A 21,208-nucleotide genomic window follows, 5' to 3' on the forward strand; every position below is an offset into this window, starting at 1 on the left:
TTTTTTATTGACCGATATTGAAGCTTAATTTTAGAGCTTGACCTATTTGCTGATCACTTTAGCCAATACCTCGTCACGACTTAGCATCTGCTTTTCGCTATCGCGGCGATTGACGTACTCAAATTTATTCTCTGCCAAGTTGCGATCGGAGACGACGATACGATGCGGGATACCGATCAGCTCCAAATCCGCAAACTTAACGCCTGGGCGTTCGTTTCGATCGTCGAGTAATACATTGACGCCTTGCGCTTTAAGCTCTTCATAGAGCGCTGTCGCGGTTTGCATCACCGTATCTTCTTTGGACTTCATCGGTACGATAGCGACTTCAAATGGCGCAATTGAATCAGTCACGCTTGGGGTTTGTGGCCACATAATACCGTTTTCATCATTATTTTGCTCAATAGCGGCAGCAATAATGCGGCTGACACCAATACCATAGCAGCCCATCATTAAGGTGACAGGCTTACCATCTTCGCCAGAGACCGTGCAGCCCATGGCTTGCGAGTATTTATCACCCAGCTGGAAGATATGGCCGACTTCGATACCACGTTTGATCTTGAGCACTCCTTTACCATCGGGTGATGGATCGCCTTCCTTGACATTACGCACATCAACGATGCGGGTGATACTAGCGTCACGCGCCCAGTTCATACCGATAGTATGCTTATTAATCTCGTTAGCACCAGAGACAAAATCTGACAAAGTAGCTGCCGCGCGATCGACAAATACTGGCATATCTAAATCAACGCCGATATAGCCTTTGTGAAGGCCTGCCGCTTTTAACTCTTCATCAGAGGCCAAAGTTAGTGGTACATTCGCTTCTTCTATCTTCTCCGCTTTTACGGTATTTAATTGATGATCGCCGCGCAAGATAATAGCGATAAGTTGCGGGGTATCGTCTTCTTTATGACCATGAACGATTAAGGTTTTGACGGTAGTGGCAAGCTCAATATCTAAATGCTCTGCGACCATTTTACAAGTCGTCATGTTCTCTGTTAGTACGTCTTCACGCGCCTGTGTCGGTGGCCGGCGCTCAGCAGTACTGACTGATTCGGCCAGCTCCACGTTAGCTGCGTAATCAGAAGAATCAGAGAAGGCAATATCATCCTCCCCACTATCAGCTAAGACATGAAATTCATGCGAGGCAAAACCGCCGATAGAGCCAGTGTCCGCTTGCACTGCGCGAAAGTCCAAACCCAAACGGGTAAAGATACGAGTATAAGCGTCATACATATCATGGTAGGTTTTTGCTAGTGAGGCCTGATCGATATGAAAAGAGTAAGCATCTTTCATAGTAAATTCGCGCGCACGCATCACGCCAAAGCGCGGACGTATCTCATCACGAAACTTATTTTGAATCTGAAAGAAGCTAATAGGCAGCTGCTTATAACTACGCAGTTCGCCTTGAGCTAGATTGGTGATGACCTCTTCGTGCGTTGGCCCTAAGACAAAATCACGATCATGGCGATCTTTGAAGCGCAGTAGCTCAGGGCCATAGTCTTCAAAACGCCCAGTGATCTGCCAGAGCTCAGCAGGTTGAGTCATCGGCATAAGCACTTCTTGCGCGCCGATACTTTGCATCTCTTCGCGCACGATTTTTTCAACCTTTTGCAAGATACGCAGACCCATAGGTAACCAAATATAGAGTCCAGAGGCGATTTTGCGAATAAGACCGGCGCGAACCATTAACTGGCTTGAGGCGATGTCAGCATCGCTTGGCGTTTCTTTTAGGGTGGCAAATAAAAACTGACTGGCTTTCATAAATAAAGCGAAACCTTATCTTTTATAAAGAATAAATAAGTAGCGCGGTGCAGGGTAAAGGACTACAAGCGCAAAATAGGAGTAGAGGCCAGGATAGTATTCACCAGCACAATCAGACTATGTTAGGTAAAGTTTGAGCTAGACGCAATGACTTTTTAGCTTTTGCTCAATATAGAGATAAAAAAGGCTAATGATAGTTGAAATATGGCTTAAATTACCGTACTAAAAGGCGTCTTGAGCAAGGCTTATGTGTAGCAATTGGTAGCCATAACTTGAAGTGCGGCGTTGACGGTATCATTTATATCCCATCTCCTATTCACAAACGCAGTCTTCGCTTATGCGCTGATCATCTATGATTCAATCGTCTTTAAGCCCATGACCCCTAAAAGGATATCGCCATGCCAGCGTCTGACAATCGACTCTCGACCAAGCCTAAAACCAAGATAGCTAAAACCTCGTGGCTTTTGTTAATAATAGGTCTGCTTGCTTTACTCGCCGCTTTTTATAAGATGCAAAATCAAGTAGAAGACGAGCCTATCGAGACCATCACACGCGAAGGGGTGGTAACGCAGATCCAGCAGCTCAATCGCTTGCAAACGGTTGGCTTTAGCGTAGATACGGTCATCACCAGTCAGCGCGAGGGTAGCTGGCAGAAGCTTTGGACTGATGAGCAAAAGGGGCTATTTATCGTTCGTGGCCGCGTTGAGGCAGGCGTCGATCTGGCTAATTTGACACCTGATATGGTACGAGTGACCCAGCCTAGCGCCGAGGACATTGCAGCGTTTGAGAGTGCTACTGAAGATGACGCAAACTTAGGTAGTAATCCTGCCGTATTGATGCCAAAGATTGATATCACCTTGCCGCAGTCTGAGATATTCTCAGTATATTTAGACGATATCGAAATCTATGACTGGCAAGCTGGCGTCTTTGGTATGACGCAGGTTGATCCTAGAATTTTTGAGCAAGCGCAAAAGATGGGCAAGACAGAAGTGTTAGAGAAGGCTTGCCGCGGCGATGTTATGACCATCGCTCTTGATAACGCCCAATCTCAATTGCAGCAGCTCTTTGCTCTAACGGGCGCTACTGTGACGGTTACCACTCAAGGCGCGGGCGCATGTCGTCTGCCAGCGTCTGCTTCGTAGTGGTCACCCAGTCTTATCACTAAAAACCCTACTCAGTCTTTTTTAAACTCTGCGATAGCCAACTGCCTTGCTTCTTTATGATCGACCATAGGAGCCGGGTAGTCAATATCAGCAAAGTCGCCGCCTTTGGTCAGTGCTTTACGTAGTTTATTCTCATCATGCAATATGCTGGCAGGAACGTCTTTGAGCTCAGGCAGCCAAGTCTTGATAAACAGCGCTTTTGGATCGTGGCTTTTGCCTTGGCTAAAGGGATTCATAATACGAAAGTAAGGGGCAGAGTCAGTACCCGTTGAAGCGCTCCATTGCCAGCCGCCGTTATTAGAGGCAAAGTCACCATCAACAAGCTGACTCATAAAGTAGCGCTCACCCCAGCGCCAATCAATTAATAAATCCTTGGTCAAAAACATTGCTGTGACCATACGCAAGCGATTGTGCATAAAGCCATTGGTATTTAAGCTACGCATCGCGGCATCAACGAAGGGTACGCCCGTCTTGCCCGTGCACCATGCCTCAAAGTCCTCTTCGTTGTATGACCAGTTAATCTTGGCGTCGGTCTCTTCTTTGTAGGCTTTGTGGCGGATGAGTTTAGGTTTGACAGTTAATACATGACGATAAAAATCGCGCCATGCCAGCTCACTAATCCAGCGATTGATGTCTTCATTGTCGCCATCATTGCCATGTAATTTATCTTGCGCTTTTACCGCCTGTAGGTAGCACTCTCTAGGACTAATGCTGCCGATGGTGAGATAGGCTGACATGTGGCTGGTGCCTTGCAAGATAGGCTTGTCACGGCTGACGTTGTAATTATTGATATCATCGCTTGTAAATTGCTCTAATCGCGCGCGTGCTGCGGCCTCGCCAGCAGGATAGTGCTCGCGTGCTTGCTCTAACTGCGCGCTATAATCAATATGTTGATAAGCGGCGTTTTTATCTAATGCCGCTTGATAGTCTTGTACGATCTGAGTGCTTAGCTCTTCGATATCTTTGAGCGTGCTTGCGCTGCTATCTACTGACGTAAGATTAATGAGTGCATCAGTCGTCTCATTATTACTCTTTACCACCACCGCGTTGTGGCTCTCAAGCTGACTGACTTCTAAGGTATGACGCCACTTTTTGTAAAACGGCGTAAACACTTTGTACATGGTGTCACTATCATTGGTAGTGATGCTTTGCGGCGGCAATATACACTGGTCATGATGACGTATGAACTCAATGTCTAGCTCAGCGAGCTGCTTGGCTAGTGCTTCATCCCGAGCGATCTCGCGCCCTTCATATTCGTGGTTGGCCATTAGGCAGCTGATTTTTTCTTTTTCACAAAACTCAAGGAGAGCCGCGATACTGTCATCGAAATGCGCGCAGGCATAGACTTGTAGCGTGATATTAAAATCTTTGCGCAAATCATGCGCCAAAATAGGCAGAGTGCGGGCGATATGATCCACTTGCGCTAGTGACATATCATGAGTGTGCCACTGCTCAGGGGTATAAAAATAAACGGCTGTTACTGACGCGTCATTATCGTCAGCCTGCTCACAAAGTGCGGCTAATGCAGTGTTATCATGTATACGCAAATCACGGCGAAACCACATCAAATAGTGCGGCGTGCGCCCCTTGTCTTTTTCAGCCTTATTGTCATTATTTGCCATTTAGCTTTCCTTATCCTAATCATAAACAAAACGATGCATAAAAGTATGCTAGGATAAGTTTTTGGATGCAATTGATTTGCCCCACAGGTAACAAATCATCATCATTTCTGATGGTAATTTCTTCGATGATAAATGTTTAGTTTTCGCCTCCTAATTAACCCCCTTTGGTGTTTAAAGGTCATCTCATGCACGTAAAGTTTTGCGGGTTTACTCGTCTTGATGATATTCATGCCGCGATACAGTTGGGCGTGGATGCTGTGGGTCTAGTGTTTTATCCACCAAGCCCGCGCACGGTAACAATAGAGCAAGCGCAAACCTTAACTCGCGCTATTCCCGCCTTTGTGAGCGTAGTGGCGTTAGTAGTCAATATGTCAAAGGATGAGCTTATGCAGTTAGCGGGGCAAGTATCCTTTGATATTATCCAGTTTCACGGTGACGAGTCTGCCGAGCAGTGTCAGGCGCTCGCTGCTAGCGTAAGCAAGCGCTGGATAAAAGCCTTACGCATTAATGCTGAGCAAGAGACACAAGATAGCGTAAAATCTCAGATTGACGCTTTTGCTGATGCTGGCGCAAGTAGTATTTTGCTCGATGCCTATCATCCGCAAAAATACGGCGGTACTGGTGATCATTTTGACTGGGACTTAATACCATCTGAGAGTGCCTTGCCCATTATTTTGGCAGGTGGACTAGATGAAAAAAACGTCACCGCAACTCATAAGCTACCTATCTATGCGGTTGATGTCAGCGGTGGTATAGAGTCTGCAAAAGGCAAAAAAAATACAGCAAAAATGCGCGGATTTATAAAAGCGGTCAAGCGTGATCGATGGCAAAACGAGACGCTGTAAGCGAACTTCAAGTTATTAGCAACACTATCTATTTTAAAACCTCCCATATTAAGTAGGAAATATCATGAGTCAGCTCGCAACCAATTTAGCAGAAACGATTGCCAATCTAGAAGGCGTACAAGATTTTAACCAATACCCTGATGCTCGCGGACATTTTGGTGTACATGGCGGCCGCTTTGTCTCTGAGACGCTAATGGCGGCGCTTGAAGAGCTTGAGACGCTATATACTAGAGTCAAAGCCGATCCCGCATTTTGGGAGGAGTATCATAACGACCTAGTCAATTACGTTGGTCGTCCTACGCCGCTATACCACGCCAAGCGTCTAAGCGATGAGATCGGCGGCGCGCAAATTTATTTTAAGCGTGAAGACTTAAATCACACTGGCGCACACAAAGTAAACAACACTATCGGGCAAGCACTCCTTGCCAAGATGAGTGGTAAAAAACGTATTATCGCTGAGACAGGCGCAGGTCAGCATGGGGTCGCGACAGCGACGATCGCCGCGCGTTTAGGGCTAGAATGTATCGTCTATATGGGTGCAGACGACGTTGAGCGTCAAAAGATGAACGTCTATCGTATGCGTTTATTGGGCACCACTGTTGTCCCTGTTACCTCAGGCTCACGCACGCTCAAAGATGCGATGAACGAGGCGATGCGCGATTGGGTCACCAACGTCGATACCACCTATTACATCATTGGCACGGTCGCAGGTCCGCATCCTTATCCGCTCTTGGTACGTGATTTTCAGGCGATCATCGGTAAAGAGACGCGCGTTCAGCATTTGCAACAAACGGGCAAGTTACCTGATGCCCTAGTCGCTTGCGTTGGTGGCGGTTCAAACGCTATCGGTTTGTTCTTTGACTTTCTCAACGATACTGACGTCAAAATGTACGGCGTCGAGGCCACAGGTGATGGTATTGAATCAGGTCGCCATTCTGCGCCACTTGCGGCAGGTCGTATTGGGGTATTGCACGGCAACCGCACGTATCTTATGGCAGATGACGATGGACAAATCCAAGAAACGCATTCTATCTCAGCAGGTCTCGACTACCCAGGCGTTGGCCCTGAGCACAGCTTCTTAAAAGATATGCACCGCGTAGAATATGTCGGCTGCACGGATGCTGAGGCATTAGAGGGCTTCCATGAAGTCACGCGCAAAGAAGGCATCATCCCAGCACTTGAGACCGCTCACGCTTGCTACTATGCACTAGAGCTTGCTAAAACCATGACCCCAGATCAAACCATCGTCGTCAATATGTCAGGTCGTGGTGATAAGGATTTGCATTCGGTAATGAGCGCAGAAGGGATTGAGTTTTAGTCCCATACTCCAATAACTATTAGCAAGTAACTATCAGAAAAGGGCTGTTAATAGCGGCCCTTTGATTAAAGCCGCATTGATTATATTTAGAGACCCCTATGACCCGAATTGAAAGCACCTTTGAAACTTTAAAATCACAGAACAAAAAAGCCCTCATCCCTTATGTAATGGCAGGCGATCCCAATCCGAGCAACTTTGTCAGCTTGCTTCATGATCTCGTCAAGCATGGCGCAGATATGATAGAAGTGGGTTTGCCATTCTCTGATCCGATGGCAGATGGCCCAACGGTTGCCTTGGCAGGTGAGCGGGCACTAGCGGCAGGCACGAGTACTCGCGAAGCGCTACAGATGGTAGGTGAGTTTCGTAAGACAAACACGCAGACGCCGATTATCTTAATGGGGTATCTCAATCCTGTTGAAATTATCGGTTATGACAAATTTGTTGCGCTTTGTGAGCAATCAGGCGTTGACGGTATCTTGATGGTCGACTTGCCACCAGCGGAGGCGGGTAGCTTTACCCAGCATCTAACGGATAATGCAATTAACGAGATTTTTTTACTATCGCCCACCACTTTGCCTGAGCGCCGTGAGCAAGTACTGACCCATTGTGGCGGCTATATTTACTATGTCTCGCTCAAAGGGGTGACAGGCTCTGCCACACTTGATACCGATGATGTTGCCACTCAAGTACAAGCGATCAAAGCAGAGACCGATCTACCTGTCTGCGTTGGTTTTGGTATCCGTGACGGCGTTTCCGCCAAAGCGATTGGTGCTCATGCTGATGGTATTATTGTCGGTAGCGCACTAGTACAAAACTTTGCCGATATTGATGGTAGTGACGCTAATGCCGTTGCTAGCGCGCAGCAAAAAATCATGGCGAAGATGGATGAGTTGCGCGCCGCACTCGATAGTCTAAGTGCATAAATGGCTAAATCGTATTAACAATAAATCAGGCTCATCGACATTATTTTGGCTAAAGAACAGCAGACCCGATTGGCTTTGCTAAATTTAGTTTACGTGTGTAAACTAAGCCTGTGCATATATGATTGTCAAGCCTATAACTATCAAAGTTATGGTGCTACATGAGGGATTATTGCAACGACACTTAACGATTAGCGGCAAGTTTATGAGTAGACTTGTCAAATAGCCTAGGATAAGGGCCAATACTATGACTGATACGATAGAAAAACCAGATGCTACCAATGATGGTATGACCAAGCCTAGTACGTGGTTTGACAGGCCGGTACCTGGGGTCAAGCATCAATTGACGCCAACGCTTTCTGCGGTAGAGACAGAGCCGTCAACTCAATGCAGCAATTGTCACTCCAAAATTACTAATACCGCGCTGATATTCAACTGCTACGTCTGTCCGCACTGTGAGCATCATTTGACGATGACTGCACGCGAGCGCTTGCAGTGGTTTTTGGAGCAAGTAGACGGTGAGCTTGGACAGGAATTTACTGCAAAAGACCCCTTACGCTTCGTCGATAGTAAGCCTTATTCTAAGCGTATGGATGAAGCGCAAGCTAAGACTGGGGAGAGTGAAGCATTAATCGTCATGTACGGCAAACTGCGTAATATCGATCTGGTGGCTTGTGCTTTTGACTTTCGTTTTATGGGCGGCTCGATGGGCTCTGTGGTCGGCGATCGCTTTGTACAGGCGGCTGAAAAATCATTGGCAGAGCGTAAACCTTTGGTATGCTTTGCTGCATCTGGTGGCGCACGTATGCAAGAGGGCTTGCTATCGCTCATGCAGATGGCACGTACGGCAGCCGCGATTGAGCGCTTGAGAATCGCGGGCATTCCTTATATTGTAGTATTGACCAATCCAGTCTATGGCGGGGTAACTGCATCTCTTGCTATGCTAGGCGATATTCATCTGGCTGAACCCAAAGCGATGATTGGCTTTGCAGGTAAGCGCGTCATTGAGCAGACGGTGCGCGAGACGCTAGAGGAGCCATTCCAGCGTGCTGAGTTCTTACTTGAGCATGGCGTGGTCGATGAGGTCGTGCATCGTCATCAGATGATAGATACCATCTATCGTTTGCTGGCAAAGATGTGTCACAAGCCTAATGTAGATGCTTAAGCTAAAATATCAGCTGGGTTATACTTATATAGAGATAGCATTTATCGTGCATAGGCGATGAGTGCTATTTTTTTAGGTTTGGTTTTTGGTATCCATGTTATACACTGCCTAGCCAGTTGCTGTAAATCACCGTAAGTCATTTACGGCTGTCTAATTTTGTGTCACCTTATAAAGGTTAATGTAGGTTCTACTATGTCCGTCTCTAGCGCATCCCAGCCCAGTCCAGCCACGCCGGATAGCACCGCCAGTCTCACCGAGTGGCTGAATTACATGCAGCATATTCATGTCTCAGCCATAGACATGGGGCTATCACGGGTACTGCCTGTGGCACAGTATTTAGGCGTTGTACAATCGGCGAAAGACGACGCTTATGTGTTTACTGTCGCTGGCACCAATGGCAAAGGCTCAACGACAGCAGTTATCGCGGCGATGACTCAGGCAGCAGGGTACAAAACCGCGCTGTACCAGTCGCCGCATCTGAGCGTATTTAATGAGCGCGTCCGTATTAATGGCGAGATGGTCAGCGATGAGACTTTGATTGACGCTTTTAATAGTGTTGAGCGCGCCCGCTTGGCTTGTGAGCTGACGTTATCGTTTTTTGAGATGACGACCTTGGCTGCCTTATTGATATTTGCGAACGCGGACTGCGATGTTTGGGTATTAGAGGTCGGACTCGGTGGGCGCTTAGATGTGGTTAATATCATAGACCCAGACTTAGCGGTTATTACCAACATCAGTATCGATCATATCGATTGGCTAGGGGACAATACTGAGGACATTGGCCGCGAAAAAGCAGGCATTTTACGTCAAGGCATCCCTTTAATATATGGTGCATATGAGATGCCAAATAGCGTCAGGAAGCTCATTGATGAGCAGCATATTACTTGCTATCAAGCCGAGCAAGATTTTGGCTATCGCAATCTGGATATCCAAAGATGGCAGTACAGTAATGCCGCTGTCACGCTCGAGCTACCGCGCCCAGCGCTATCACTTACCAATACTGCTAATGCGTTATCTGCTGTGTTAGCCAGTCCATTAAAAGTCGATAGTGCTGCTATCAAGCAAGCGCTACAAACTGTAAAGTTAGCAGGACGTTTTGATTATCGTACGATTGACAATCGCCATTGGTTATTTGATGTGGCGCATAACGAGCAAGGCGTTGCGTTTTTGCTCGCGCAATTATTACCGCTTTGGCAACAGCATCTACAAGAGCAAGCACAGAAAACGTCTAGTGCTCAAACCGGCACGATAAAAATGCTGTTTTCTATGCTTGGGGACAAAGATATTGAAGGCGTGGTACAGCAGTTGACGCAAGCTGATTTACCTATTAGTGAGTGGTTTATCGCCGAGATTGACTATCCTCGTGCTGCCAGTACTGAGCAATTAAAGGGCGTTTTGACAGCTTATGCTGATACAGATAGTATAAAGGAGTTTGCAAACCTAGCACAGGCTGTGCAAGCGGTTATTGAGGCGAGTACTGAGCAGGACCTAATTGTTGTTTGCGGCTCTTTTCATACGATAGGGGAGTCGCTCGCTGTTCTAAATAGCTGATAGTGAATAAGTGGTCATAATCATCAAATAGTTTGCTTGGTAGTTCTTGTTTGGCATAGCCTAGTAGCAGACAGCATCAAAAATATACTCTATAATCAAAAAATAGCTAATATAATGTATGCGTTGTTAAAACAGTGACGATTGAGGTCAACAGTGACCGAAATTTGTGCTAACGAATAGCCAGACAAATAGCGACGCTAACGAATCGGACTTAAACCTACTAAGAGACGTAAACGAATGAACTTTTCGAGACAAGCCTTATTGGGCATTGGAATGATTGTAGGCGGTAGCGTCATGCTATACGCTATGGTGCAGCAAGTAGGCGGCGACAATAACCCTGAGCAAACGACCGCTATCGTTGATACCGCAAGCCCTGATACCGTAGCAGTAGCGCCATTGACCACAGATATCGATACTGAAAAACGACTCTTGGCACAAAAGCAAAAAGAGCGCGCCGCTCGCGTCGCTGAGCAAGAGAGGCGCGCTGAGCAGTTCTTAGCCGAGCAAGAAACGGCTGAGAGCCAAGCGCTGGCAAAAGCTCGCGCAGAAAATGAGCGCTACAGAGACAATATCGCTGAATCAGAGAATGATGGGCCAGAACAAGAGCCTGTACAAGAAACCACGCTAGTAACGCCTACTGTGCAACCGCAGACAATAGCTGCAACGAGCGAGGTAGCTTCAACTGATAATCAAGTCGCTATCGCCGCGCAACAGCAACAAGAACGACAAGCGCAAGAAGCTGCTAAGCGTGCCGAGGCGCAAGAAGCCGCCAGACTTGCTCAAGCACAACAACAGGCTAAAGCACAACAACAGGCGCAAACAGACGCCAAAGCTAAACAAAAAGAGCAAGAACAAGCTGCTGCTCGTCAAAAGCAAATAGAAGATAGGGCCGCTGCCGAAAAGGCTAAAAGTGAGCCACCGACATCGCCTACAGATTATAAGGTTAAGCGCGGCGATGGTCTGATTAAGCTGGCTCGTCAATACAATGTCCCCGTTGCCGCTTTAGCACAAGCGAACGACATCGCGCCTTCAACTGACCTACGATTGGGCCAAACCCTGACTATTCCCTCGCGTAAGCAAATCGAGCGCTTGGAGCGTGAAGCCGCCGCTGCCGAACGCTCACGCGAAGAGAAACGTAAAAAAGAAGAAGCACTCGCCAAAAAATCGACTGAGGCCAAACGCGACGCACAACAAAAGCTAAGCGCTGCGCGCCAAACTGTCAAAGAGACAGACGCCAAAGGCAGCTTTGGGGTACAAGTGGCGCTAGCTGGCAATCAAGCCAAGGCGGATGAAGTCGCCAAAAAATTCAAGTCGGCAGGCTATCAAGTCAAAACCAGTGCAACCAGTCGCGGCGTACGCGTCGTCGTTGGTCCTGAGCGCGGTAAGATTGCCGCGTTAGCACTCAAAGACAAGGTCAACAGCGACCCTAAAGTCGACACCACCGGTGCTTGGGTTTTGTATTGGTAAGCATAACTGCATAAGATCATATATTAAGACACGACATTCATTGTCGTGTTTTTTGTTTTGTGAATTGCTGATTTTGAGTGATTTATATACGATGAGCTATATTCTACTCGCACCTTTTTATTTGTTTTTGTACGACTTATCGGCCTATAAAGGTCGCCTAGTCTTTTTTTATTCATAAGGCACAACCATGTCATTTGGTGTTATATTTTTGCTCGCAGCAGTAGGGTTTTTAGGACTGATCATAGTCATTAGACAGCAGTCAACCGCAAAAAGAGCAGATCCAGAACCGCAGCCGGTCCGCGGTGACGATTTGGCTATATGGCCCTTTGCACCTATTCCCATCATGACAGATACCGAAGTTATCTTCTTTAATAAGCTCAAAAACGCCTTGCCTGAGTATCATATTTTTGTACAGGTGCAACTATCGCGTCTTATCGAGGCCAATAGCGAGGAGACCAGCGAGCGTAGTTTTTGGTTTAATCGTATTTGTCGTCAGAGTGTGGACTATGTCATTACAGATATCGATATGCAGACGACGCTTGTGGCTATTGAGCTTGATGATTGGACTCACAATAGCAAAGCGCGGCAAAAAGCAGATGACAAAAAAGATAAAGCGCTGGCTAGTGCAGGCATCGCTATCGTACGTTTTCACGCTGAGCGTATGCCGAGCGCTGATATGCTCAGATATGAGATTATGCAGGTGATTGAGAACTACTAACTATCAGATTGAAATGAGCCGATGACTATTGCAAAGAAAAATTATATTTTCTCAAAAACTTGTAGACTAATCTCACCGTTAGTTGTAATATTCTGGCAACAAATGAGCGAACTTTAGTTTCTTTGTTTTGTTTCTATAAAAATCTTTAAGGTTACTTATAATACGGAATATAAAATAATTTGAATCAGAATAGTCTTTGATAAAGGCGTCTGACATTAAGGATATTGCAATGAAATTTTTTAAACTTTCGGTACTAGCCTTAGCCACTACTTTAGCATTGAGCGCTTGTGGCGATGATAATGATAGCAATACTTCTTCTAATAACGGCTCAGGCACACCAGGTGTTCCCACTCAGCCTCCTGTTGATAATAGTCTGTCTGATCTTGAGCAAGCTAAAGAGATGATACGTACCGCTAAGCTGTTTGTTAGTGATAATCAAGCAGTCACTGAAGCTTATGAGGGTGCCAGTGCCATCATCACTGACCAGCAGGACGATCGGCTTGGCTATGCTTTAGAGGTGCCGAACAATCTTTCTTATTATATGCAAGAGAACAATCTCTCAAGACTAACGGCTGCAAACATTATGGCTTTAGCTAATGATGAAGAGTTTGAAGTCGCTTTAGGTAATATTTCTCTTGAGCCAAAAGCAGGTTTTTTAGCGACCTTAAATGCAGATGGTCAGTTTGCTCTAACCGGAACCACTGAGGTAGAGCTCGAAGAGTATGAGTATGACTACAACTCGCAAACGGGTCAGTTTGATGAAATAGTTATAATCGTGGATACTTTTGACCTAAGTTTCGATGATTATCAAAATGCCTTGAGCTCAAACACTAATACTGACAATTTTAAGGGTAGTCTTGGTTTTAATAGTATTAAAATTGGTACTGGCAAAGAAGCTATACTATTGAGTTCAACGACCAAAGGCGCCACAGTCAATGGCCAGTTCAGCGAAAAAGTCACTTTCAATGACGAGTTTGATTTTGATGAAGCCAATGCAGCAGGCGTCACTCTCGAAAAAGGCGTCATTACTTTAGGTAAGCTAAAATTAGAAGCCAATGATAGCGTGATCGAAGCGAGAAACTTTGCTATTGAAGTCATGGACATTAGCAAAGAGCTTGCCGACGGTACCTTAGCAGTACGCACTATACCTTACAAGATCGATTTAACTGGTCAGATGATTAAGGAAAATCCAGCAACTAATGTAACGCTTACCCTGAATGCTCTTGCTGATGCCGATGATATCAAGAAGTTTATCACTGTGGATAGTACGGGTAATATTGTAGAGAGTGCTAACAATTTTGTAGGTATGAAAGTATTACTAGCTATCAAAGGCGATGTCACCAAAAATGATAAATTAACGATTCCACTTGACTTCCAAGCCCAGCTTGAGCGTACGGCTCGCAATGCTGTTGAGCTTAAAGGCCTAACTGCCAGCGTGAAGGGTAAGACTCTATTTGTTACTGGAAAATCGACTTTGAACAATGACTACGACGTCGTCAGCACTCAGTTTATCATTAAGCAAAATAATGCCTCTATCACTCTAAATGTCGATGAGGATAGTGATTTTATTACCGATAGTAATGGTAAGCTTGGTGATATCATCGTTAATGGTAAAGACTTGGGTGATCTGATGGACAATGACGGTAAGATTACGGCTAAGTTTACCGATAACAGCTTAATTGTTTTATAAGATTATAGATTCAACATGATCCCTCAAGGGTTTTGAAATCTATAAAATGATTGAAGATATAAAAAGAGACAGTAAGGCCTGTCTCTTTTTTTTGCTCTCCAAATTCTATCGCTTGTCATCTATGGAACGTCCATGATCTCCTCAAGACTACTTATAGCTGTACGTACAACTTGGCAACCATTAACTCGTTATCGACTCGATAGTTCTATTACTTCTATGACATTGATATGCTTAGGGTCGAGCTTATCTATATCTGCTATCGCGCAAGAATCTAGTCTTTCAGAGAGTAGAGCGCCAACTTTTCTGTCCGCCAATATTTTTGCTAGCCAAATACCAACGCAAACACCCAAAGTAGGGTTTGAGGTTATGGCGAGCGCAGATAGCCCTGCTCAGCCTATTGCCGCTTTTATCGATGATTGGGATGCGCCTTTAGAGTCAGGTGAGCATGCTTATGTACAAGGACGGATGGGGCTTAATGTACAACCTGCCAACAGCGCTATTAGCTACGGGTTAGCTTGGCGCTATGATTATTTGATGGAGTTTAGTGAGGAGACGGCAGAAGTCTACTGGCAATACGAGAACAAGCAAAACCCAACACAGAGTAAGTCTTATCCGCTATTTTTAGAGGCCAAACATAACGAGAGAGTAGGGGCTAATATTGGCTTTACCCAGAGTATGATACCGAATTGGCAATTGACGGCACAAGCCAATATTTGGCAGGGGTTGCATGCTTTAGATGGTAAGGTGACGGGTACTCTAAACAGCCGTGTGTTAGCAGCTAGTGAGTCCAATACTATTCGAGATACTATTGATAAAGCGGATGCTTATCTTGATTACTACTACGACGAGCCAGCGCTAGGGGAGGAGAATCTAGGCTGGAATCCTGATAATCCTTCAGGTTACGGTTACTCAATTGATTTGAATCTAACCGGTAAGCTCTCAGATAAGACGCAGTTAAATATTCGCGGATATGATGTCCTTGGACGTATGCGCTGGAAGGAGATGCCGAGCACTCGCTATGCGCTTGATTATGATGTTAATGGACGACCGCTATATAGTCTGGAAGGTCAGCTTGAGACGAAGGATGTCACGCAGACGCTACCTTGGCGGGTTGAGGGTAGTCTTATGCATCAACTAGATAATAATTGGCAGCTTGGCGCACATGGACAAGCCAATGAGGTGCAAGACTTATATCAACTCTCAGCGAGTTATCTGCTCAATAATAATCGCTCCCCCTTTATACTTACCGCATTAATTGAGCCGCAGACGCAAGCTATGGGACTGGCGTTAGACAGTCAGTACGGCGGTATAAAAGTGCTGACTGATGACTTAGATTCTGAAAAAGCTAAGCGTAGTGAAATCAGCTTATATGGTCGCTACGCTTGGTAACGGCTCTTAATTTAGTTTAGCTAATAATGACAGGCGGATAAATCACTAATGGACAATCTTGGGCAAAATATAACCCAGCTTTAGGTTTTTTGTTCTCTAGGCAAGTGGCTAGAGGTTGACGAGCATCATAAAAGTCGCGTTTAGTGAACCATTCAATATAGTGAGCGGCTCTAAGTGTAGAGGTATCAAGTGTGGCAAGTGTTGCATCGTCATTTTTATCGCACCACTCGTGCAAAGGGAAGGTTGGTGTTAGCCAATCAGGTTTATCGAAGTCAATGGTGTTTATCGGCAAAAAAAAGCGCCCCTTAATCACCCCATAACGCTTATCGATTTTGACGCGACCATGCGCCTCGGTATCGACCCAAACCACTCTAAACTGCTTAGTCTGCATATAAGTCATCTTACGCTGTAGATTGTCATTGGAGTTGATACCGACCCAGTGCTCAGGGGTAAAAGGCGACGCACCCATAAAAAACTTAATCGCCAGCTCCCAATGCTCAATCAACTGCTCGCTGTGGTTGTACAAAATCAAATCCAGCTCACCGACGGTTTGCTTGCCATTATATAGCTGCACGTTATTGGCGAGTGTCTCATACGGATGTAATCCACGCGCAAAGCCGTCTTCTAACCAAAATGATAACAAACCCTCAAAGTGAAAGCCCAAACGATTGGGACTTGGCCGACTAAGTAGATAACGAGTCAAGTTTTGATAGGCGTGAGTAGTATCAAGCTCATCCAAACGCTGACGATAAGCGTCAAATTGCGCCAGCCAAAACTCACTGGGATGGACTTCGACTTCATGAGTGCTTTGATGCGGTGCAAAATCAAGCCATTGAGTCAGCACATTAGGGCAGGCGAGTACATACGCCAAGTCGCGCACATAAGGGCGGGTAAATGATGCCCAAGGAGCCTTAGTTTGAGCAGGACAAAGGGGCAGGGTAGGCTTGGACATAGTATCAATCATATAAGATTATGGAGCATTCACCGTAACGCTTGCGCCTATAAAAGTCTATAGACAGTTAGCCCTTTTTTGCAAGGGGCTGCGTCTAGCTTTTATAACGAGTTACCGCTATATTGTGATAACCCTTTAATTAGCGATTGACAGATTTATGAGCGATAACTTAATAGCTAGAGATAAAACATCTAGATTGGCTACAGACTCTGAGGATACGGATGCGTTTGATCAGCATCATCTTTGGCATCCCTATACCTCGCTGCCACCTGCTTATCCCAACCTGGTCATCGAGCGCTGTGATGGGGTCTATCTGTATACAAAGTCGGGCGAACCCCTCATAGATGGTATGTCATCGTGGTGGGCCTGTACTCATGGCTATAATCATCCTGCACTCAATCAGGCCATCAGCGAGCAATTGCAAAAGATGTCTCATGTCATGTTCGGTGGTCTTACCCATCAGCCCGCTATCGATTTAGGTAAAAAACTGCTCTCTATCGTCCCTAATGGTCTTGACGCGATTTTTTATGCAGACAGCGGTAGCATCGCCGTTGAAGTGTCATTAAAAATGGCAATGCAATATCAGCTCGCTAAAGACAAACCCGAGAAAAATAAAATCGCTACTACCCGTTCTGGATACTATGGTGATACTTGGCATGCCATGAGCATCTGCGATCCTGTTGGCGGCATGCACAGCATCTATGGCAATCAACTACCCGTACAGCTATTCACAGACAAGCCTATTGATGGCTTTAACAATGAGATGCCAGAGAGTGCGCGCGCGCAGCTGACTGAGTTCTTTGAGACGAATCATACTCATATGGCCGCTTTTATTATTGAGCCTATCGTGCAAGGCGCGGGCGGCATGCGTTTTTATAGTCCGCAGTATTTACAGCTGATACGTCAGTTGTGCAGGCGCTATGATGTGCTGATGATAGCTGATGAAATCGCCACAGGGTTTGGACGTACGGGCAAAATGTTTGCCTGTGAACATGCTGATATAACCCCAGATATTATGACCATAGGCAAAGCCCTAACTGGCGGTTATATGACGTTTGCGGCGACCCTATGCCAGCGTGATGTTGCTGATACTATTGCGGCTAGCCCTTATGCAGCTTTAATGCATGGTCCGACCTTTATGGGCAATCCGCTAGCATGCTCAGTAGCTATTGCGTCCCTCGACTTGGTCATCACTCAGAATTATCCTGCTCAAGCTAGAGAAATAGAGAAATATCTACAAGCGCAGCTCGCTGCAATCAAAGACTATCCTCAAGTAGCCGATGTACGTACCCTAGGCGCTATAGGCGTGATTGAGTTCAATAACAGCGTGGATATGCCTACTTTTCAAAAATTGCTCATTAAGAATCAGATCTGGGTCAGACCCTTTGGCAAACTCATTTACATTATGCCGCCGATCATCATGACCCAAGCAGAAGTCGCTACACTATGTGATCGATTAAAAGCCGTGATTAACCAGTACTTATCTATAAGTAGTGACTAGGATATTCTGTTCACAGCAAAAAACAACTTCAGTATTCTATAAGAGCGATATTAAACGGTCACAGTCCTCTGTGGTAAGCCTAGCATTCATCACTAATCGAATGCGCGCTGTGCCTACAGGGACGGTAGGTGGGCGGATTGGCAGTACATAAAACCCCGCCTCCCGCAGCTGCTCGGCCTTACTTATCGCTTTGTCATTGCTCCCAAGTACATAAGGGATAATAGGTGATTGATAGCTGCTAATTGAGCTACCCTCTGTAGCTTTAATAGCATCTGCCACTTGCAAAGATAGCTTGGCAAGATGGGTACGCAAATAGTGAAGCGAAGGCATCTTCTCTACGATAAAGCGGGTCCAACTATGCATAATAGGGGGCAGTGCGGTGCTAAAGATAAAGGAGCGCATTTGGTTGATTAACCACTCTCTCACCTTTTCATCACATATAATATAAGCGCCTGTTGAGGCAAAGGCTTTGCCAAAGGTGCCGACGAGATAATCTATGTCTTCTAAGGTTTGCGTCTCCTCGCTCAATCCCAGTCCGTTATAGCCTAAGACGCCGACGGCATGAGCTTCATCGACATAGAGTTCAATTCGAGGATCGCCCGCTTTGAGTTTGACCAAGGCCTTTAAGTCCGCGCGATCGCCATCCATACTAAAGACACTTTCGGTGACGATGATAATGCGTTCAACAGACTTATCTAAGCTGTCAATAATAGCTTTCAGATGCGCTAAATCATTGTGACGATAGCGCTTATAAGTACACTGCTTGCTACGGATAAGACGGATGCCATCAATTATGCTGGCGTGTATCAAGTCGTCTGATAGTATACAAGTCTCAAGGGGCAGTTTGGCAAGCGCAGGCAAAATGCCGATATTGGCGTGATAGCCACTGTTAAGCACCAAGATAGACTTGGTGGAGGTTTGACGTTCATCATCTGATAAGGCAAGGTGATAACAGTTTAATAAATCTGCTTCTAGTAGTGGCAACTGCTCGTGATTACCCGTCAGCAAACGTGAGGAGGTCGAGCCCATTTTGGGTAGCTGTGATACAGGTAGCGCTTGTAGCTTGTCTAAAAACTCGCTCTGCAAGCCAGTGTCATTGCCTAAGCCTAAGTAGTCATTGCTGGAGATATTTAGCAGGGATTGATTATCAGCGATGATGCACTGATCTTGATGCTTAATGTTAGGAAGTTGTCGATACTGATTGTTAGCACGGAGCATATCTAAATGATCGTTGACGCGGGCGCGCGTGGGTCCTGTCATAACAGCAATCCTACATTAATTTAAAGGTTATTTGATGCTTTTAGTATTTGATTCTAGTATTAGCATCAGTAGTCACTAGATTTTGGCTACTACAATGATGCAGCTAGTCATTCTAACGGTATATTGCCATCAATAAAACGCTAAAATTTTATACGCTTTAAAATAAGGATTAATAACTATGACGGTACTATTCATCGGTGGTATAGATACCGATATTGGCAAAACAGTAGCGACAGGGCAGTTGGCCAAAACTCTGCATCAGCAAGGGCACAAGGTCATCACGCAAAAGCTTGTGCAAACAGGATGCTCTGATATTGCAGAGGATATCGTCGCCCATAGAAATATGATGGGTATCCCTCTACAGACAGTAGATAAGGAGGGGACGAGTTGTCCTTACGTCTTTAGCAAGCCTGCCTCGCCGCACTTATCATCCGCGCTTGAGCATACGGTGATTGAACCTAAGCTTATCACAGCGTCGACCAATGCACTGCTAAAGGATTACGATATCGTATTGTTAGAGGGTGCTGGCGGGCTTATGGTGCCTATTACCGATACGTTACTAACTCTAGATTATATCGCCGAGCAGGGTTATCCTGTTGTCTTAGTTAGCTCTGGTAGACTTGGCAGTATTAACCATACGTTACTGAGCATTGAGGCCATAAAAAGCCGCTCATTGACCCTACATGCGCTGATATATAATCAGTGGCAGCCTGACTCAAGCTATCCAAAAGATAATGAGATTGTCGATAGTACCAGACAGTATCTATATGAGTATCTGCAAGCTAACCATCCGCAAAGCTACTGGGTGGATTTACCGGATAGCTCATCCAATCTACACCCTCAAACGGCCGATACGGACATCAAAGCTGATACAGACTTTTCACTCGCGAACTACGCGCAAGTATTTAAATAGAGTGCTATAACGCTATCGTCCTTTTATATGGTTTAGCATGCTTTATGATAGAGTAATAAGCTTGATCATTAATAAATAATGGAGCGAATTATGCAATACCTTTTACAAATGGATTTTCCGTACAGTGGTCCTTTTGGTGACGAGTTTTATACGCAAATGAAGGACTTGGCTAGCGATATCGCGACCGAGAGTGGTCTGGTCTATAAGCTGTGGACAGAAAACGCAGACACGCAGGAGGCGGGCGGAATATATGTGTTTGATAATTTAGAGGACGCTAATAGATATCAAGCTAAACATACCGAGCGCTTAGAGTCGTTTGGTATTACGGGTATTCGGGCTAAGACCTTTATTATCAATCAGGAATTGAGCGCTATTACTAAAGCTTCTGTTTGATATTGATAAGTAGTCTATATAAGTAAAGCCAACCCTCAAATATAAGGGCTGGCTTTGTATTAATTAGTTCTAGCTTAGTATGGTCGTTACGTCGTACCTTCTAAACCAATCGAGCATTTGAATAAGTCTAAAGGGTTACGGCACAAAAAAAGGCAAGCTATAAATGTCCGCCTCTCGTAGTAATAGTCAAAAATATCGAAACAATTAAGCCTCTACACAAGGCTCGACTTTAGGGTTTAAGGTTAATTGTAAGCCCATACCATCAATGATCTTTAGCATAGTGTCAAAACGTGGCTTTTCAGACTGTAAGGTTTTATACAGACTTTCACGTCTTATGCCTGTCTTTTCTGCTAACTCATTCATGCCTTTTGCGCGTGCCACATCATTCAAGGCTTGAATAAACTCACTAGGTGCGCCATCAGTCAGTGCTTCGTTTAAATAAGCACTGATAAGGGTCTCATCTGTTAGATATTCTGCCACATCAAAACGGCTGGTTTTAATATTAGTCACTAGAGTGGTCCTTTTTGTCATTCTTGACTTGTTACTATCAGCTTTCACTTTAATAATTAACACATCAGTT

Annotated in this window: 18 protein-coding genes; 13 read left to right on the forward strand and 5 right to left on the reverse strand. The window is 45.4% G+C overall.

The window, feature by feature from the left end; translation table 11 throughout:
• Positions 1–42: 42 nt before the first annotated feature.
• Entirely contained in the window at positions 43–1,761 is a 1,719-nt protein-coding gene (locus ACTXGE_RS06445) for a proline--tRNA ligase (protein ID WP_317200847.1), read from the reverse strand.
• Positions 1,762–2,159: 398 nt separating this feature from the next.
• Here ACTXGE_RS06445 and ACTXGE_RS06450 point away from each other — a divergent pair, with 398 nt between their 5' ends.
• Positions 2,160–2,903: a DUF4230 domain-containing protein gene (locus tag ACTXGE_RS06450; protein WP_443542603.1), complete on the forward strand. Its 744-nt coding sequence runs from the start codon at positions 2,160–2,162 to the stop codon at positions 2,901–2,903.
• Between the two features lie 32 nt (positions 2,904–2,935).
• On the opposite strand, the gene ACTXGE_RS06455 is transcribed toward ACTXGE_RS06450, so the two are convergent.
• Positions 2,936–4,546, reverse strand: coding sequence for a cryptochrome/photolyase family protein (locus tag ACTXGE_RS06455; protein ID WP_443542602.1), 1,611 nt, complete (start codon positions 4,544–4,546; stop codon positions 2,936–2,938).
• A 185-nt stretch (positions 4,547–4,731) separates the two neighbouring features.
• Here ACTXGE_RS06455 and ACTXGE_RS06460 point away from each other — a divergent pair, with 185 nt between their 5' ends.
• From ACTXGE_RS06460 to ACTXGE_RS06500, 9 genes are all read left to right on the forward strand, one after another.
• The gene (locus ACTXGE_RS06460; RefSeq protein WP_443542600.1) at positions 4,732–5,391 is read left to right on the forward strand and encodes a phosphoribosylanthranilate isomerase; all 660 of its coding nucleotides are present in this window, start codon (positions 4,732–4,734) and stop codon (positions 5,389–5,391) included.
• 64 nt (positions 5,392–5,455) lie between these two features.
• Positions 5,456–6,709, forward strand: a complete 1,254-nt coding sequence (trpB, locus tag ACTXGE_RS06465) for a tryptophan synthase subunit beta (RefSeq protein ID WP_443542598.1) — start codon at positions 5,456–5,458, stop codon at positions 6,707–6,709.
• A gap of 98 nt (positions 6,710–6,807) precedes the next feature.
• Positions 6,808–7,632 carry a tryptophan synthase subunit alpha gene (gene trpA, locus ACTXGE_RS06470; protein ID WP_443542596.1) on the forward strand — a complete coding sequence of 275 codons (825 nt, stop codon included), beginning with the start codon at positions 6,808–6,810 and terminating at the stop codon, positions 7,630–7,632.
• Between the two features lie 286 nt (positions 7,633–7,918).
• Positions 7,919–8,794, forward strand: a complete 876-nt coding sequence (accD, locus tag ACTXGE_RS06475; protein WP_443542657.1) for an acetyl-CoA carboxylase, carboxyltransferase subunit beta — start codon at positions 7,919–7,921, stop codon at positions 8,792–8,794.
• A gap of 192 nt (positions 8,795–8,986) precedes the next feature.
• Positions 8,987–10,345 carry a bifunctional tetrahydrofolate synthase/dihydrofolate synthase gene (gene folC / locus ACTXGE_RS06480; protein WP_443542595.1) on the forward strand — a complete coding sequence of 453 codons (1,359 nt, stop codon included), beginning with the start codon at positions 8,987–8,989 and terminating at the stop codon, positions 10,343–10,345.
• Positions 10,346–10,582: 237 nt separating this feature from the next.
• Positions 10,583–11,812 (forward strand): SPOR and LysM peptidoglycan-binding domain-containing protein, encoded by a 1,230-nt coding sequence (locus ACTXGE_RS06485; RefSeq protein WP_443542593.1) that lies wholly within the window; start codon positions 10,583–10,585, stop codon positions 11,810–11,812.
• Between the two features lie 187 nt (positions 11,813–11,999).
• Positions 12,000–12,530, forward strand: a complete 531-nt coding sequence (locus tag ACTXGE_RS06490; protein WP_443542592.1) for a DUF2726 domain-containing protein — start codon at positions 12,000–12,002, stop codon at positions 12,528–12,530.
• 229 nt (positions 12,531–12,759) lie between these two features.
• Complete coding sequence (locus ACTXGE_RS06495) at positions 12,760–14,220, forward strand: hypothetical protein (RefSeq protein ID WP_443542590.1); 1,461 nt, start codon at positions 12,760–12,762, stop codon at positions 14,218–14,220.
• A 132-nt stretch (positions 14,221–14,352) separates the two neighbouring features.
• On the forward strand, positions 14,353–15,609 hold the full coding sequence (locus ACTXGE_RS06500) for a hypothetical protein (protein ID WP_443542588.1): 1,257 nt from the start codon (positions 14,353–14,355) through the stop codon (positions 15,607–15,609).
• Between the two features lie 16 nt (positions 15,610–15,625).
• Here the strand turns inward: ACTXGE_RS06500 and ACTXGE_RS06505 are convergent, their stop codons facing one another.
• Positions 15,626–16,561, reverse strand: coding sequence for a DUF1853 family protein (locus tag ACTXGE_RS06505; RefSeq protein WP_443542586.1), 936 nt, complete (start codon positions 16,559–16,561; stop codon positions 15,626–15,628).
• Positions 16,562–16,718: 157 nt separating this feature from the next.
• Here ACTXGE_RS06505 and bioA point away from each other — a divergent pair, with 157 nt between their 5' ends.
• Entirely contained in the window at positions 16,719–18,062 is a 1,344-nt protein-coding gene (bioA, locus tag ACTXGE_RS06510) for an adenosylmethionine--8-amino-7-oxononanoate transaminase (RefSeq protein WP_443542585.1), read from the forward strand.
• A gap of 36 nt (positions 18,063–18,098) precedes the next feature.
• On the opposite strand, the gene ACTXGE_RS06515 is transcribed toward bioA, so the two are convergent.
• Positions 18,099–19,322 (reverse strand): 8-amino-7-oxononanoate synthase, encoded by a 1,224-nt coding sequence (locus tag ACTXGE_RS06515; protein ID WP_443542583.1) that lies wholly within the window; start codon positions 19,320–19,322, stop codon positions 18,099–18,101.
• A 178-nt stretch (positions 19,323–19,500) separates the two neighbouring features.
• Here ACTXGE_RS06515 and bioD point away from each other — a divergent pair, with 178 nt between their 5' ends.
• Together bioD and ACTXGE_RS06525 are read left to right on the forward strand one after the other, a co-directional pair.
• Positions 19,501–20,235 carry a dethiobiotin synthase gene (gene bioD / locus ACTXGE_RS06520; RefSeq protein WP_443542582.1) on the forward strand — a complete coding sequence of 245 codons (735 nt, stop codon included), beginning with the start codon at positions 19,501–19,503 and terminating at the stop codon, positions 20,233–20,235.
• A gap of 90 nt (positions 20,236–20,325) precedes the next feature.
• A complete protein-coding gene (locus ACTXGE_RS06525) occupies positions 20,326–20,628 on the forward strand; it encodes a monooxygenase (protein ID WP_443542580.1) in 303 nt (100 codons plus the stop codon).
• Between the two features lie 204 nt (positions 20,629–20,832).
• Here ACTXGE_RS06525 and ACTXGE_RS06530 read toward each other — a convergent pair whose 3' ends face one another.
• Positions 20,833–21,138, reverse strand: a complete 306-nt coding sequence (locus tag ACTXGE_RS06530; protein WP_443542579.1) for an addiction module antidote protein — start codon at positions 21,136–21,138, stop codon at positions 20,833–20,835.
• Between the last annotated feature and the right edge of the window lie 70 nt (positions 21,139–21,208).

Origin of the sequence: Psychrobacter sp. T6-4 (genome assembly GCF_052258425.1) — a bacterium.
In the GTDB taxonomy this organism is placed as follows: domain Bacteria; phylum Pseudomonadota; class Gammaproteobacteria; order Pseudomonadales; family Moraxellaceae; genus Psychrobacter.

Coding starts and splice junctions, on each gene's coding strand:
- ACTXGE_RS06515 (WP_443542583.1), bottom strand. CDS start 19,322: ATGACAGGACCCACGCGCGCCCGCGTCAACGATCATTTAGATATGCTC.
- ACTXGE_RS06500 (WP_443542588.1), top strand. CDS start 14,353: ATGATCTCCTCAAGACTACTTATAGCTGTACGTACAACTTGGCAACCA.
- ACTXGE_RS06450 (WP_443542603.1), top strand. CDS start 2,160: ATGCCAGCGTCTGACAATCGACTCTCGACCAAGCCTAAAACCAAGATA.
- trpA (WP_443542596.1), top strand. CDS start 6,808: ATGACCCGAATTGAAAGCACCTTTGAAACTTTAAAATCACAGAACAAA.
- bioA (WP_443542585.1), top strand. CDS start 16,719: ATGAGCGATAACTTAATAGCTAGAGATAAAACATCTAGATTGGCTACA.
- folC (WP_443542595.1), top strand. CDS start 8,987: ATGTCCGTCTCTAGCGCATCCCAGCCCAGTCCAGCCACGCCGGATAGC.
- ACTXGE_RS06490 (WP_443542592.1), top strand. CDS start 12,000: ATGTCATTTGGTGTTATATTTTTGCTCGCAGCAGTAGGGTTTTTAGGA.
- ACTXGE_RS06445 (WP_317200847.1), bottom strand. CDS start 1,761: ATGAAAGCCAGTCAGTTTTTATTTGCCACCCTAAAAGAAACGCCAAGC.
- ACTXGE_RS06455 (WP_443542602.1), bottom strand. CDS start 4,546: ATGGCAAATAATGACAATAAGGCTGAAAAAGACAAGGGGCGCACGCCG.
- ACTXGE_RS06525 (WP_443542580.1), top strand. CDS start 20,326: ATGCAATACCTTTTACAAATGGATTTTCCGTACAGTGGTCCTTTTGGT.
- ACTXGE_RS06505 (WP_443542586.1), bottom strand. CDS start 16,561: ATGTCCAAGCCTACCCTGCCCCTTTGTCCTGCTCAAACTAAGGCTCCT.
- bioD (WP_443542582.1), top strand. CDS start 19,501: ATGACGGTACTATTCATCGGTGGTATAGATACCGATATTGGCAAAACA.
- ACTXGE_RS06495 (WP_443542590.1), top strand. CDS start 12,760: ATGAAATTTTTTAAACTTTCGGTACTAGCCTTAGCCACTACTTTAGCA.
- accD (WP_443542657.1), top strand. CDS start 7,919: ATGACCAAGCCTAGTACGTGGTTTGACAGGCCGGTACCTGGGGTCAAG.
- trpB (WP_443542598.1), top strand. CDS start 5,456: ATGAGTCAGCTCGCAACCAATTTAGCAGAAACGATTGCCAATCTAGAA.
- ACTXGE_RS06485 (WP_443542593.1), top strand. CDS start 10,583: ATGAACTTTTCGAGACAAGCCTTATTGGGCATTGGAATGATTGTAGGC.
- ACTXGE_RS06460 (WP_443542600.1), top strand. CDS start 4,732: ATGCACGTAAAGTTTTGCGGGTTTACTCGTCTTGATGATATTCATGCC.